This window comes from Lacticaseibacillus porcinae (assembly GCF_003946305.1).
In the GTDB taxonomy this organism is placed as follows: Bacteria; Bacillota; Bacilli; order Lactobacillales; family Lactobacillaceae; genus Lacticaseibacillus; species Lacticaseibacillus porcinae.
Window position 1 is genome coordinate 110,127 of sequence record NZ_RHNS01000005.1, and the last position, 14,836, is coordinate 124,962.

At 47.3% G+C, this 14,836-nt stretch carries 13 protein-coding genes; 4 read left to right on the forward strand and 9 right to left on the reverse strand.

The window, feature by feature from the left end:
- Window positions 1-7 precede the first annotated feature (7 nt).
- The 3 genes from leuC to EKM92_RS06595 all read right to left on the reverse strand — a co-directional run bounded on the left by leuC (window position 8) and on the right by EKM92_RS06595 (window position 3,870).
- A complete protein-coding gene (gene leuC / locus EKM92_RS06585) occupies window positions 8-1,381 on the reverse strand; it encodes a 3-isopropylmalate dehydratase large subunit (RefSeq protein ID WP_125709088.1) in 1,374 nt (457 codons plus the stop codon).
- Between the two features lie 19 nt (window positions 1,382-1,400).
- Complete coding sequence (leuB, locus tag EKM92_RS06590; protein ID WP_125709090.1) at window positions 1,401-2,447, reverse strand: 3-isopropylmalate dehydrogenase; 1,047 nt, start codon at window positions 2,445-2,447, stop codon at window positions 1,401-1,403.
- 583 nt (window positions 2,448-3,030) lie between these two features.
- The gene (locus EKM92_RS06595; protein WP_125709092.1) at window positions 3,031-3,870 is read right to left on the reverse strand and encodes a metallophosphoesterase family protein; all 840 of its coding nucleotides are present in this window, start codon (window positions 3,868-3,870) and stop codon (window positions 3,031-3,033) included.
- 108 nt (window positions 3,871-3,978) lie between these two features.
- Here EKM92_RS06595 and EKM92_RS06600 point away from each other — a divergent pair, with 108 nt between their 5' ends.
- On the forward strand, window positions 3,979-4,764 hold the full coding sequence (locus EKM92_RS06600; protein ID WP_125709094.1) for an alpha/beta hydrolase: 786 nt from the start codon (window positions 3,979-3,981) through the stop codon (window positions 4,762-4,764).
- A 562-nt stretch (window positions 4,765-5,326) separates the two neighbouring features.
- Here EKM92_RS06600 and metF read toward each other — a convergent pair.
- Complete coding sequence (metF, locus tag EKM92_RS06605) at window positions 5,327-6,202, reverse strand: methylenetetrahydrofolate reductase [NAD(P)H] (RefSeq protein ID WP_125709096.1); 876 nt, start codon at window positions 6,200-6,202, stop codon at window positions 5,327-5,329.
- A complete protein-coding gene (metE, locus tag EKM92_RS06610; protein WP_125709099.1) occupies window positions 6,177-8,459 on the reverse strand; it encodes a 5-methyltetrahydropteroyltriglutamate--homocysteine S-methyltransferase in 2,283 nt (760 codons plus the stop codon). Before metE ends, metF begins: the two co-directional genes overlap by 26 nt.
- Window positions 8,460-9,010: 551 nt before the next feature.
- On the opposite strand from metE, the gene EKM92_RS06615 reads away from it, so the two are divergent.
- Window positions 9,011-9,829 carry an alpha/beta hydrolase gene (locus EKM92_RS06615; protein ID WP_125709101.1) on the forward strand — a complete coding sequence of 273 codons (819 nt, stop codon included), beginning with the start codon at window positions 9,011-9,013 and terminating at the stop codon, window positions 9,827-9,829.
- A 573-nt stretch (window positions 9,830-10,402) separates the two neighbouring features.
- On the opposite strand, the gene EKM92_RS06620 is transcribed toward EKM92_RS06615, so the two are convergent.
- Window positions 10,403-10,840, reverse strand: a complete 438-nt coding sequence (locus tag EKM92_RS06620; protein WP_125709103.1) for a CopY/TcrY family copper transport repressor — start codon at window positions 10,838-10,840, stop codon at window positions 10,403-10,405.
- A 219-nt stretch (window positions 10,841-11,059) separates the two neighbouring features.
- Between EKM92_RS06620 and fba the strand changes: the two genes are divergently transcribed.
- Entirely contained in the window at window positions 11,060-11,941 is an 882-nt protein-coding gene (fba, locus tag EKM92_RS06625; RefSeq protein ID WP_125709105.1) for a class II fructose-1,6-bisphosphate aldolase, read from the forward strand.
- 62 nt (window positions 11,942-12,003) lie between these two features.
- Here the strand turns inward: fba and EKM92_RS06630 are convergent, their stop codons facing one another.
- Window positions 12,004-12,570, reverse strand: a complete 567-nt coding sequence (locus tag EKM92_RS06630; protein WP_125709107.1) for a hypothetical protein — start codon at window positions 12,568-12,570, stop codon at window positions 12,004-12,006.
- A gap of 13 nt (window positions 12,571-12,583) precedes the next feature.
- Window positions 12,584-13,006 carry a hypothetical protein gene (locus EKM92_RS06635; RefSeq protein WP_125709109.1) on the reverse strand — a complete coding sequence of 141 codons (423 nt, stop codon included), beginning with the start codon at window positions 13,004-13,006 and terminating at the stop codon, window positions 12,584-12,586.
- A gap of 235 nt (window positions 13,007-13,241) precedes the next feature.
- Between EKM92_RS06635 and EKM92_RS06640 the strand changes: the two genes are divergently transcribed.
- Window positions 13,242-14,411: a hypothetical protein gene (locus EKM92_RS06640; protein WP_125709111.1), complete on the forward strand. Its 1,170-nt coding sequence runs from the start codon at window positions 13,242-13,244 to the stop codon at window positions 14,409-14,411.
- Window positions 14,412-14,448: 37 nt separating this feature from the next.
- On the opposite strand, the gene EKM92_RS06645 is transcribed toward EKM92_RS06640, so the two are convergent.
- The gene (locus tag EKM92_RS06645) at window positions 14,449-14,826 is read right to left on the reverse strand and encodes a nucleotide pyrophosphohydrolase (protein WP_225420734.1); all 378 of its coding nucleotides are present in this window, start codon (window positions 14,824-14,826) and stop codon (window positions 14,449-14,451) included.
- Window positions 14,827-14,836 lie beyond the last annotated feature (10 nt).

A 14,836-nucleotide genomic window follows, 5' to 3' on the forward strand; every position in this document is an offset into this window, starting at 1 on the left:
TTGCCTCCTATGCCGTTACGGCTTGTGAAATATCAACGAAGTGCCCGGCCACTGCAGCCGCTGCAACCATCGCCGGGCTCGCTAAGTGGGTACGAGCACCTGCGCCTTGGCGACCTTCAAAGTTACGGTTAGACGTTGAGGCACAATGTTTGCCTGCTGGGACTTTGTCTGGATTCATGGCTAAACATGCTGAACATCCTGGTTCCCGCCATTCACATCCTGCGTCGATAAAGGTTTGAGCGATGCCTTCATCCATACAACGATTGCGGACAGCGCGAGAGCCTGGTACCACCCAAGCAGTGATGTTTGGCGCGATGTGTTTGCCTTTCATGAATTCAGCGGCCACTTTGAGATCTTCATAACGGCCGTTAGTACATGACCCGATGAAAATATAATCTAGCGGGATCTCGCTTGCAGTCATACCAGGATGTAAGCCGATGTAGTCGTAAGCTTTTTGATCGTCAGCATCTTCCACTGCAGGCAGTGGTTCACGCACAGAGGTTGCCATCCCAGGATTAGTCCCCCAAGTGATCATTGGCGCAAGTTCAGAAACATCAAATTCGATTACTTTGTCAAAGTCGGAAATATCATCAGTTTTATATTTCTTCCAGTAAGCGATCGCCTTGGCCATGTCTTTTGGTGCATATTCGCGGCCAGCGACATAATCATAAGTTTTGGCATCTGGGGCAACCATCCCAGTTTTAGAACCACCTTCGATACACATGTTGCAAATGGTCATGCGCCCTTCCATCGACATGTCATCAATGGTGTCACCGAAGAATTCCATCGCGTAACCTTGACCAAAGGCAACGCCATATTTCCCGATCAGCCCCATGATGATGTCTTTTGGAAAAACATTGTGCGGGAGTTTGCCAGTGACATGCACGCCCATGGCTTTTGGTTTGGTTTGCCAAATGGTTTGTGTCGCCATCACATGTTCTACTTCACTGGTGCCGATCCCAAAGGCCAACGCTCCAAATGCCCCATGCGTTGACGTGTGTGAGTCGCCGCAAACAATGGTTTTACCAGGTTGGGTCAATCCACGTTCTGGGCCGACAACATGAACGATACCTTGGCGAGAATCTCCAATTTTAGCAAGCGTGATGCCAAATTCTTTGCAGTTTTTCTCAAGGGTGTCGATTTGCGCTTTGGCAATGGTATCTTGAATGTTAAAAATGTTTTCCGTGGGGACATCATGGTCCATGGTCCCAAAGGTGAGATCTGGGCGGCGGACTTTGCGATGATTCATCCGCAAACCTTCAAATGCTTGCGGCGAGGTCACTTCATGGATCAACTGTAAGTCGATATAAAGCAATTGTGGTTCGCCTGGTTTGCCTGCTACTACATGATCTTGCCAAAGTTTGTCAAACATGGTCGTCATTTTAGTCGTCTTCTTTCTATTAAATACGCGCGATGATCGCGTCAGTCACTTCATCTGTGGTTGCCGTGCCACCAAGATCTGGGGTCGTGATGCCAGCTGCGATCACTTGATCACAGGCCTTTTCGATGGCTTCAGCGATGTCTGCACGATCAAAGGAATATTGCATCATCATCGCGACACTTTTCACCATCGCGATCGGATCGGCGATGCCTTTGCCGGCAATGTCAGGAGCTGATCCGTGAATGGGTTCATATAAGTTCGGACCAGTCGCACCTGCAGACATTGACGGGATCGTGCCGATGGAGCCAGTGATTTGGGCAGCTTCATCTGATAAAATGTCGCCGAACAAGTTGGCGGTGATGATCACATCAAAATCTCTTGGGTGCGTCATGATCGCCATGGTGGTGGCATCGATATACCGGTAGTCAACCGTCACTTTTGGGTAGCGCTTGGCGATGCGCTCAGCGGTTGCTCGCCAGAATTTCGAAGTGGCTAACACATTGGATTTATCGACGATGGTGACATGTTGTTTGCGCTGCATCGCCATGTCAAAGCCGGTGATCATGATGCGTTCGACTTCTGCTTGTGAGTAATACATCGTATCGATTGCATGATCTTCAGCCAGTTCTCGCGGTTCGCCGAAGTAGGCGCCTGACGTCAATTCCCGGGCGATGACAAAATCAGTGCCGCGAACAATGTCTGCTTTGATCGGTGAATCATCGACTTGGCTAGGGCTGATCTTCGTTGGGCGAATATTGGCATATAACCCTAACGCTTGGCGAATCGCAAGTAGTCCTGCTTCTGGACGCTTAGGCGCAGCATCCCACTTCGGTCCGCCGATCGCAGCCAGTAAAATCGCATCAGCTTTTTTGGCGCCGTCGATCGTGCTTTGCGGCAACGGTTCACCGCATTTGTCGATGGCTTCACCGCCAAATGGATAAGCTTTGGTTTCATAATCAAAATCAAATTTTTCCGCGGTGTGTGCCAACACTTTTTCTGCAGCTGCCATGATCTCTGGTCCGATATAATCGCCTGCTAAAATCGCAATTTGATGTGCCAATGTGATTCCTCCTGATTTTTGAATAAAAAAATTCGACTAGTGAGGGTCTTAGAAAAGACCTCAGCTAGTCGAATTCATCAACTAGCCACCGGATACGTCGGTGGCCAGCATGCAAACTGGGCACCGACTAAATCAACACGTCGATGCTCAACAACAAGGTTGCCAGAATTTGATTTTGTTTGTGATTTTGCATTGCGTTTGTCATCCTGACAACCTCCTATGAATTAAGTATGAGATTATCTTAATCTCCTCTCATAATTCTGTCAACAAGTTTTCAGAAATTAATGCAATTCACATCATTTAATTGTTTGTAACTATCTTTCGGAGGTGGTGAGTTGAAATTGGGACTCCAGCTGGCTCGGCGCTACGTGGTGAGGGTCCTCGAAAAAGCTAGCCTGGATGCCTCGCTACGCTCGTCACCAGTCGGATCTTTCTCTGCGGCTTCTCGTAAGCGGTAAACCGCTAACGAGAAGCTCACCACGTATCACCGGCCAGCTTCCGTCCCAATTTCAACCCACTGCCATCATGCTAGGCCTCTGACATCTGACCACAAAAAAGCTAAGACAAAAATCTGTCTTAGCTTCTGAACTTAGTGTTGTTTATGATAATACTTCGCGACCCGATCGACATAATCATGCGCGGCGTTGACTTGCGCCAGTAAGTCACGATCATGGGTGATCGTCGATCCTGACTCACGTAAAAAGGCATATTGTGAGGCGTATGGCACATGACGCTGTTGCGCAAGTTGAATTTCTGCTTGGCGATCATACTCAACTTTGCGGAAGTTCACCTCGACGCGACCGAAGTCATCGACAACAAGCAACGCATAATGTGCCCGTTGATCCGCAAAAAAGCGAGGCCACAAGCTGTAAGGTTGCCCCACAGCCCCAGGATTGATCACCAACTGCCCGCGACTAGTGGTCCGCATCACTTGCTGATGGGTGTGCCCATATACCGCAATATCTAAATCCGCCGTCATCATCTCATCGAAGTTTTGTTGCGGTTGGGCCGGATATAAACTTCTTCCCATATCTTGATCAGGTAAGTTGTGACTGGCTTGAATTTTTACACCGTTGACGGTTTGGACCATGCTGATCGGGTGAGCGGCCATTTGGGTCATGATGGTATCTGAGACATGATCTTTCAAATAAGCACTCAACGCCGCTAAATAAATCGCCCCTGGATCATCTAGTTCAAAATGTCCGGATAACATCGCTAAAATCGCATCTTCCCAGTTGCCGCGCAACCACACTTGAGGATCGAGATCAGCAAGTTTTTGCCACAAATCTTTTGTCCCTGGCCCTGGCAAGAATAAATCGCCTAAAAACCAAAACGTTGTGGCGTGATGTTTTTGCGCATCTTGAATCACCGCGTCCAGTGCTGACACGTTGCCGTGAATATCTGCTAATAAGGCAATAGTTTGCTTCATTGTGTTCACCTCACGCCTATATTGTACCTGCGATGCTTCAAATTTGCCAAATTTATGATCGGTGTTATATTGACGATGATGTTGACTAAATTTCCATGGAGGTCGCTTATGGCACAACAATTAAATATCTACTACGACGATGCCCATCAACTCGCTTTAGATCTATATTCCCCGCGCGGTGCCGCTAAAGCTGGGATTATCATGATCCATGGTGGCGGGTGGTTTCGCGGTGATAAACGCAAAGAAGCAGACTGGGCTAGCCGCCTAGTCGAACGCGGATTTTACATCATTGCGCCAAACTACCGTGAAAATACTGCAGGCCACTGGCCGGCACCGCTAAACGATATGGACCGCTTGTGGACTTGGATCCAAAAACGCGATTTACCTTTTAACAAACGCAACCTTGCCGTCGTCGGCGGCAGTGCTGGCGGTAACATGGCCGTGGAAATGGCGATCAAATATGGGATCCCAGCAGTTAGCTTAAGTGGCATTTTAGATATTGCCGATTGGTTGAGTGCACACACTGATGTGGTGGCGGTGCAAGGCGACACGCAAAATTTTGCCACTGCTGCGTCGCGGACCATCAATCAAGATGGTGTTAATGACAGCTTTTATAAATGGTTCATCACCCAATATCTCCCACATCCTAAAGACTATGTCGCTGCCACTCCTGCCTATCACGTGACAGATACCACTGGGCCAATGTATTTGGCCAACTCACTGAATGAATTTGTTCCAACCAGCGGCGTGGCGCGATTGTCTGAGGCTTTAGGAGAAGCTGGCATCCCCCATGCCACCCGTTTGTTAGCCGGCACAGCCCACGGCGAAGGGTATTTAGATCAAGTGTTTGAATCGACAACTTTGTTTTTGAATCGTAGTTTGCATTTGTTATAAGCCACGAAAAAAAGCTCGAGACATAAATGATTCTTGGCACTTCTGGTGCAAATAATGTCCGGCACGAAAATCTGTGGGCTCCGACGATTTGGCGTCACGAAGGCGTTTTGCCAAATCATCTCCGCCCACAGATTTTCTTCGTTGGTGTTGCTAGTTTACAAATCAAATACGCCGACGATACGACGTCATTCACAAGACTAAAGGTAATATCACCGTAGACATCACGTGGTTCGTAGTCATCGGGTGACAGTGGGCTAGCGTAGTGGAGGAACTGAAATCATCGAACGTGGCAGAAATATTAGCTAAGACAGTGGTTTTCTGGCTTAGCTAATATTTCAGGTAAATTTCAAGACAAGCGATTTTCTTGGCTTGAAATGCGGTGTAAAAACGTAGCATCGGCGCACTTTGCCGATCTCTGGAGCCGGCCGGCCACGAGAGATGATTTCAGTTCCGAAACGGAGCTAGCCCACTGGCGCCCGATGGCGGCATGAAACACTTACGCTACCAGACATCATCATCAAAAAAGAGGTTGAGACGAATGATGCCTCAACCTCTTTCCTACTTATGCGCGTACTAGCGAGCGCGTTGCTTGCACAATGCGTGCAGCCACCGTGGGATTATCCATGGTATAAATGTGAATGCCGTCAACGCCGTGTACCAAAAGATCGACAATTTGATCGATCGCATAGGCGATGCCAGCATCCCGCATGGCAATGGGATTGCCTTCATAACGTGCCATCATCGCGGTGAACTTCTCTGGTAAGCTGACGCCACTCATTTGGGCCATCCGCTGGATCTGGTGTTGATTGAGCACTGGCATGATCCCGGCTTCGATCGGCACGGTGATCCCAGCGGCGCGACATTTGGCAACAAAATCATAGAAGACTTGATTGTCGAAAAATAATTGTGAGATCAATTGGTTAGCACCAGCATCGACTTTTAACTTCAAATGCGCAATGTCTGCATTTAAATCTGTCGCTTCTGGATGACACTCTGGATAACACGCCCCGATCACATTGAAATCATGACCTGATGCGCAAATATGGGCAACCAAATCATTGGCATGTTCAAAGTCATTGGCGACGCGTCCGCTTTTGGGAATGTCGCCGCGCAACGCCAAAATATTTTGAATGCCATGAGTGGCAAATTGATCGAGCAACTCATCGACTTCAACCCCAGTCAGTTGACTTGCTGGGAGATGGGCGACGGGTTCAATGCCATATTCGCTTTTGATTAAGCTGGCAATTTCAAGTGTTCCTGCTTGGCGCTTGGAGCCGCCTGCCCCAAAAGTCACCGACACAAAGTCAGGATCGAGTTGACTCAAGGCATCCATAGTACCGTAGATCCGGGAAAAATCGATCGATGGGGATTTTTGACGCGGTGGGAACACTTCAAACGAGATCACTTGGTGTTTATTGAACAGTTGATTGACTTTCATGGCGTTCCTTTCGTACCAGGCGCGTCGCTTCAGCCATGTTCTTCAAGCTGGCGATGGTTTCTGGTTCTTCGCGCGTCTTCAAGCCGCAATCTGGGTTGATCCAAACATGATCTTCTGGAATGCGAGCTAAGATCTTGTGGATCGTTGAGACGATTTCATCAACAGAAGGCACCCGTGGTGAGTGAATATCATAAACCCCAGGGCCAACATGGGTTTCAAAATGGGTATCATGCAAGACATCTAACAACGTCAAGTCCGCACGTGACGCTTCAAACGAGATCACGTCAGCATCCAACGCATCAATGGCGCCGATGATGTCTTGGAATTCGGAATAGCACATATGGGTGTGGATCTGCGTCGTCGGTTGCACTTTAGCAGCGGTTAAGCGGAAAGCTGGGACGGCCCAATCCAAATATTTCGAATACCAATCTTTTTTCCGCAATGGCAAGTTCTCACGCAATGCTGGTTCGTCGATTTGAATGACTTTGATGCCATGTTTTTCGAGATCTAAGACTTCATCAGCTAACGCCAAGGCAATTTGTTCTGTCGACAACTTCGCTGGGACATCAGCCCGTGGGAACGACCAGTTCAAAATCGTCACAGGTCCCGTCAACATGCCTTTGACCACATGATCGGTTTGCGACTGTGCATAAACGGTTTCAGCAACTGTGATCGGATGTGTACGTGACACATCACCCCAAATAATGGGTGGCTTCACGCCGCGGGTGCCGTAGGATTGGACCCAACCATTTTCCGTGAAACGGAAACCGGCGAAGTTCTCCCCGAAGTATTCGACCATGTCATTGCGTTCGAATTCACCATGCACTAACACATCTAATCCCAAGTCTTCTTGGATCTTCAACCAACGGCGCACTTCAGCGTGATTAAAGTCGGTGTATTGTTGTTCGGTGATCTCCCCTTTCCGCAATTGCGCACGATTCTTGCGGACAGCGGCAGTTTGAGGAAAACTCCCGATGGTGGTCAGCGGCAATGGTGGCAAGTTCAAGACTTTAGCTTGTTGGGCTAAACGTTCAGCGCGCTTAGGCAAGCGGGTGTAATCTTCGGGTTTTAAGGCCGCGATTTTGGCATTTAATGCGGCATTTTCTTCATATCGTGGTGTTGCAAACAAGGCTTGGTTTTTTTGATAAGCTGGAGAGTCAACGCCGGCAACGCGAATGGCATCAAGGTCAGCGAGTTCTTGGAGTTTTTCTTGCGCAAAGGCCAAATACTTCAATTCTTGCGGCGCGATCTTGGTTTCATTTTGCGTGGTGTATGGCACATGGAGCAATGACGTTGAGGTACTTAACACGGCGTTTTCTGGGAGTTGTTGTAACAAATCGAGGACTTGTTTGTAGTTGGTGCGCCAAATGTTTTTCCCATTGATCACGCCGGCAAACAAGGTCTTATTTGCCGGGAAGCCGAATTCACTCAACACGTTCAAGTTAGCGTCGTAGCCTTCATTGAAGTCCAAGCCGATGCCGTCAAAAGCTAAGGCCAACAAGGTTGTGTAGGAATCGCGCACATCACCAAAATAAGTTTGGACTAGGACTTTTAAGTCACCTTTTGCTGACAAAATGGGTTGATACAATTGCTTGAACAACGCCAAATCATCAGGCGTTTGATCATAAACTAACGCCGGTTCATCGATTTGCACCCATGACGCCCCAAGGTCAGCAAGTTTGTTTAAGATCGAACGATAGGCATTGATCAAATCGCTGACAAAGTCTGTGGGTTGTTTGCCATCTAAGAAGCGACTCAACCGCAACAAGGTGTACGGTCCAACTAAAGTCGGTCGCGCGTTGATACCTTGGGCTTTGGCTTCTTTGAATTGATCGAACAATTGCCAATCGCCGACTTTGATTTGGGTGTCAGCGTCAAATTCAGGGGTTAAATAATGATAGTTGGTGTTGAACCACTTTTTCATTGGTAAGGCTTTAACGTCGCCAGTTTCACCTTGATACCCACGCGCCAACGCGAAGTATTCATCTAAGTCATTCAAATGCAGCTCTTGATAACGCTTAGGGACGATGTTAAGCAGCTTGGCAGTATCTAATGTGGTATCAAAGAAAGAAAAATCGCCAGTCGGGATCTGATCGATGCCTGCTTGTTGAATGGTGTGCCAATTCTTCGCGCGAAGTTGTTTGGCAGTGGTTTGCAGTTCGTCTTGCGTAATTTGATGTTTGAAATATTTTTGGGTGGCAAATTTTAATTCGCGATGTTCCCCGATACGTGGATAGCCGATGATAGTTTTGGTCATGATGGACTCCTCCTAAATGAATGCTCGTCGTGATTTTTGAAACAACGATGACCTGGTCACCTCAAGGCGTTTCAAAAATCACTGGTAAAAAAAAGCGCCGCACTCGACGCCAAACAATTGACGTCAAGGACAGCGATGCTGTGGTACCACCTTGATTCATGCACCGCTCGCACGCTGCACCTCATGAAGTCCGATCAGACTCCGACGCGATAATGGGCGCACCCATGACACTCTTACCCGAGCTCGAATGTCAGCGATTTTCAAAGACCATCTTCACCGACATGCGTTTGCCGCCTTGCACCAAATGGCGGCTCTCTGTTAAAACGCAACAGTTCGGTTACTCATCTTCTCATCGCTTCTTTATGTTGAACTCATCATAACCACATCGGCATAACGTGTCAACGAATTAGGCATCGTCTTTTCCTATCATCGTGTATAGTTAAAAACTATAACCAGTTGCATTGAAAAGTTTAAGCTTCGTTTGATAACGATTTTCACTGCCGCGGTTGCTGTAAAATAAAGTATCGACGGTTTATTTTGGAGGTGGGCACATGCATCGACGCAATATTTTCATCATCAGTTTGACGGTTTTCCTGCTTGGCGTGGCGCCCACTCATTTCGCGCACGCCAGCACTATCACCCAACCTGTCACCCTTTATGTTCACGGTCATCATGGCACGATCCGCTCGATGCGACCGTTGATGTTAGCGGCGCAACGTGATGCCAATGCGACACCAGCTTTGATCGCCACCGTTAAACCTGATGGCGAAGTTTCTTATCTTGGCCGTTTGACTGCGCGAATGCACCATCCGATGGTGCAAGTGGTGTTTGACGACAAGCGCACAGTTGATTTTCACCGTTTGCGGATGTATTTACATAATGTCGTCTTCGGTTTGAAGGCTCGCTATCATGTGCGCGCGGTCAACTTTGTCGCGCATTCTCTTGGTAATACTGCGGTGGAATGGTATTTACTGCGTTGGGGGCAAGATCCAAAGTTGCCACATGTTAAGAAGTGGGCCGCCATTGCTGGGCCTTTCGACAGCATTCCTCGGATGCACATGCAACCGATGCACAATCATCTCGATCCTGATGGACAACCACATTTAATGGCACCAGATTACCGCATGGCCATGTTGCGCCGCGATCAATTCCCGCGATTAGCAGTGTTGAATATTTACGGAGATCTAGAGGACGGCTCGCACTCTGATGGCAAAATTCTTAATGCCTCTAGCCGAGCCCTAGGCTATTTATTAACCAACCACTCCGGCAGTTATCAAGAATTACGATTCACCGGACCTGACGCGCAACATACGAAGTTGCGGGATAATCCCCGAGTCGCCGCAGCTGTCGATAATTTCTTATGGCCATAAACGTCAAAGTCGCCTCGCAATATGATTGCGAGGCGACTTTTGCATCGTTGGCACACCAAATCCACGAAACAGTATTCTGCTTCGTGGATCCGCGGCTTCTAGCCGATTCAATTACGTGTCTGCGGTATCACACAATTTCAAGGACGTTGCTGCGGGCCTTGGCTTATTAGACCTCAACCACGTTCGTTGCTAATCGGCTTTGCACTGCCTTTGGCAAACAGACGTCGCCTTGCGTCTCACGTCACCGTGAGGGCACTACTCCCGGCTGTAACTGGTTTGAGTCCACGACTGGGACCCTTCAGTACCGGCACTTTGGAACTGGAGATCTAGCAGCGCTCGACAGTTAAGCCCAGATGCTACGGGATGGTCTCCGAGAGTTTAGCGGGCACTTCCACCCGTCGCGAAGTGATACGAGTGACCTGCGCTCAGCCACCCACTCCTCATAGAATTCGAGACCATGATAGCGCCTTCATCAAACTAAGTCAAGTACTATTGCCGAGAACTTTTTGTAAATGTTTTGTATCGGATATAAAAACGAGACCATCGCTGGTCTCGTCGGTTAATTTGATAAGTTTAGCAGCAACTGTCGTCATTACCCGGTGGCAGACAGTCGCAAGTGACCATACTTGGTGCATTGGCGAGTTTCGTTGAAACGACTTGTTGCAAGCTTTCAAGATCGCCTTGCGTCATCGTGGTGGCTTGCACTAAGTTGACCAATGTTTGGCCTTTTTTCATCGCGCATAAATGAGCAAATAATTCTTGAACAGTTTCGTCCATTGCCGTGCGCTCATCTACAGTGGCAGAATACGAGTAGCGATGCCCATCTTTGGTCACATCCAGTAGGCCTTTTTTGACTAAGCGGCCTAGCAACGTTTTGATCGTGGATTCAGACCAATCACGTTTTTGTTGGAGTAAAGTGATCAAATCACGGCTGTGGACGTCCCCTTTAGTCCACACAATGCGCATCAGATCCCATTCTGCTGGGGTAATGTCGTTGATCCTTGGTGTCATGTTTCTCCTCCTATACCAATTGGTACGAGAATATTTTACCATGTTAAAACGCAGTGTGCTGAGTTTTCTTTTTTCAAAAGTTTTTACATAAGTAAGCGGTATCACCCAAGCCTAGCAGTGTCAACAGTAAACTGCAAAATCTCCTGCCACAAATGAATAAACTATGTTAGAATAAAAGGGTAAAAAAAATAAGTTTTCATTCTTTAGGAGGAACTATACATGCCATTAGTACACGGCACTGAATTGTTTCAAGCTGCTCGCAAGGGTCACTACGCTATCGGTGCGTTCAACACCAACAACCTTGAATGGACCCGTGCCATTCTTAAAGGCGCACAAGAACTGAACGTTCCAGTTCTTATCCAAACTTCCATGGGCGCTGCTAAGTACATGGGCGGCTACGAACTTTGCAAGCAACTGATCGAAGCAACGGTTAAGTCCATGGCGATCACTGTCCCAGTTGTTATTCACCTTGACCATGGTGACTACGAAGCTGCCAAGGAAGCTATTGCTGCTGGCTACAACTCCGTTATGTTCGATGGCCACGACTTGCCTTTCGAAGAAAACGTTGCTAAGACTAAGGAAATCGTTGCTTTAGCACATGCTAAAGGCATTTCCGTCGAAGCTGAAGTTGGTTCTATCGGTGGTGAAGAAGACGGTGTTGTCGGCGAAGGCGAATTAGCATCTGTTGAAGAAGCTAAGACTTTAGCTGCAACTGGCATCGACTTCTTAGCTGCTGGTATCGGTAACATCCACGGCCAATATCCTGCTAACTGGAAGGGCCTGCACTTCGACCGTCTCCAAGAAATTGCTGACGCTGTTGACTTACCTCTTGTCTTGCACGGTGGCTCCGGCATCCCTCAAGACCAAGTTGAAAAGGCTATCCACATGGGTATCTCCAAGCTCAACATCAACACTGAATGCCAATTGGCCTTTGCTAAAGCTACTCGTGAATACATCGAAGCTGGCAAAGATCAACAAGGTAAGGGCTACGATCCTCGTAAGCTTCTTGCACCTGGTACTCAAGCTATCACAGATACTTTCGAAGAAATCTGTGGCTGGATGGGCACTAAGCCTGTTAAGTTGGTTCCTGAAGAAATCTAATTTAACCAGTGCAAATGAAAACACCGATCAGCGTAAGCTGGCCGGTGTTTTTTTGCGCATATTTAGTAATCTAACAAATAATCTCGTGCAAGTTGCTGGTAGCTTTCAGTATTCAACTTGAATCGTACACGATACCGTGCATTCGAATTGTAAAGCCACTGAATTGTCACCAGCGCCCAACTCATTCGCTCGTGTTCTTCACTCGTCACTTTACTTTTTACTACGGAACTTCCGACAATCGCACCTACAGGCCCCGCAACAACCGTCCCTAATAATGCAGCGCCAGCTTTACCAGACGAGTGGACTGTTGTTTCGATATCGTATTGTGGCATAAATTCGATGCCAACAATGGCAATTTCTGGCGAATCATTAGCCTTGGTGACATGAAAAGTCCGCTGATTGTTGCTGAATGTAAGTTTTAATTGAACTGGCGTTGACGTTGCCTGAAAATTACCCAACTTTGGTAAATCTACCCCGTCAACTTCAAAAGTCAATATACGATAAGATCCCACGGTTCCTCGCGCTCGTTCCAATTCTTCAATTGCACTTTCCTCTTCAGTAATTTTGATCCACGTCCAAACACAAAGGCCACCAAAGATCAACATCACTAACGCCACGGCTGCTCCCATATTTTTTCTCCCCCTAACTGACGGATAACCAAATTGAGCGATTACCTATATCCGTGCGTAGTTGAAGGTCAGTCAGATTTTCAGAGTCATAGTTTCCAGAATATTCCTCTTGGTATTGGGCTGGAGATGAAGGATCTTCTGTAAAATTCAAATCGATTGAATGATTTGTTGTATCGATCTCATATTTAAACGCAGCGATCATCTCGCCATGACGCTTAACAATTCCGTCATTACTGGTTGACGCAAATTGAAATTTATCACCATTTCTTGCATCTCCTTCATGATCAAAGCTTGAAGAAGAGGCGCTGAATAAATTCCAATCAATATCAGAAATGTTTTTAATCGTAAGTCCTTCTGTTTCTTTATCGATTGCGGAACAGCCAAATAAAAGCGAAACTAATACGAAAGTTGTCAAGATAATTGATAGCTTTTTCAAGGGGAAAATCTCCTTATGATATTTTTTGATGCAGAATAACCTTATCATACAATAAAATCAGCGTCCATTCATACTAATTATCGGTTAACCTATCCTTAACGCTTAAATAATATTCTTTTTTTGATAAGGAAGGTTAATTCACTCTCAAAAAAATTGTATTTTTTCTCGACCGCAAGTATCAAACGCCCTCTTTTTTGCGTATATATATAATGAACGCAAAAAAGGAGGAGTAAACATGTCAGATCTCACCGATGTGGTTGCAGCTTATGCCACCGATTTGATCGACTTGTTACCAGTGGTCACGTTGAAAGACTTTCTCCACTGGTATCAACTACAAGTCGATCCTGAATTTCAACCACCACCCACCAAAGCGAAACGTGCCTTGTTTGCTGAAGTAGCGTTAAGTTTAGTGCAAGCAAAGCCGGCGCACTTACTGGCATTTTTCGACGCAGAACCGGAAACTATCCCCGAGCTTGAAGCCAACCGTTGGCCTTTTTCGATGAGTTATGACCAACGGCATTTGCTCACCGCAACCGATCACTTGCCAGTCGCCTCAACGCGCAAAGCCCATTTGTATGGCAATGATGTATTAGTGCCTGCATATTCAGTCCTAGAAGTGCTGCGGCTGCAACTGCTTGGCACAGATGGTCGCAAAGCTTTGCTTGCCAAAGCGCGCCAAGAAGCCAAATTATTGCCGGCGTACCAAGAAGCGCAAGCTCAACGCAAACAACAACAGCTCTTGCACCGCAAACAACGTGAGAATTTACGCAGTGCTTTTTGGCAAAGTGTTGAAGCGTTGCGTCAAAAGCTCCCGCCAGCGGAACAACCGTTGTTTGCATTAGCCTTTTGGACGCAACAGATCAACCAAGTCCAAAAATATTGGCAACTGCACACCACTGATAAAAGTCACGGTTTAGCCGATTACTATCACCTCAAAGGCTTAGCGATCGCAGAATTCTTGGAAAGCGACGACGCCCACATCAAACATGGCTTTTACCGCCCGAAACAAGCGGATCGCTATTACGTGTCACTGTGTGCAGAGCATTTTTCTGATTATCAATTGGAAACCGACTACGGCATCCCCGTGTATTGGTACTATCAAGAACACCGCGCCGCCATTGACGCGTGCCCGATGTGCCAAGTGACCGTCACCCAAGATTATTACGCCTTGTACTTCACCCAAGTTAAAAACGCAGACTTCAGCTTCTCGTTTCACACCCCATATCCACTAGGTCATCAACTTTATGGCGCAGTGGATCAATACCCACGCGTCCATCACCAACCTAACGTCGACGGGGATTTCACCTTCGGACATGCGATGGACCGTGAATTACTGCAAGCAGTCGGCGAAAAAAATATTCTCGATGAATTCCAACAAGCGCGTTTTGCGTTCGGCGCGTTGTAAAAAAATATCCTCAGGCGATCAGCCTGAGGATACATAGTTACGAGTTGTCGACATCATGATGTCGGGTTATGTTGAGGCGGTGCTTAGCTTGCATCACTTTCAGTGGATCTAACCCAAGCTTGGCACACATGTCGAACGTATAGATCAACACATCAGCGAGTTCTTCTGCAGTGTGCGCCTTTTCGTCATCAGACAATGGCTCCCCAACATCTTTCCAAGTGAAAATATCCATCACTTCACTGGCTTCAACGTTTAATGCCATCGCCAGATTCTTGAGGTCATGATGCCACCCGCGACTGTCGCGATCTTTGACTAATGCCGCGATCATTGCGGCAATTGCGGGATCGCTAGTTTCATCTAGCAACAATGCTTGACCGTGATGCTGAGGATCTAAATTATGAATCTTGCCATTCATCGACATGACC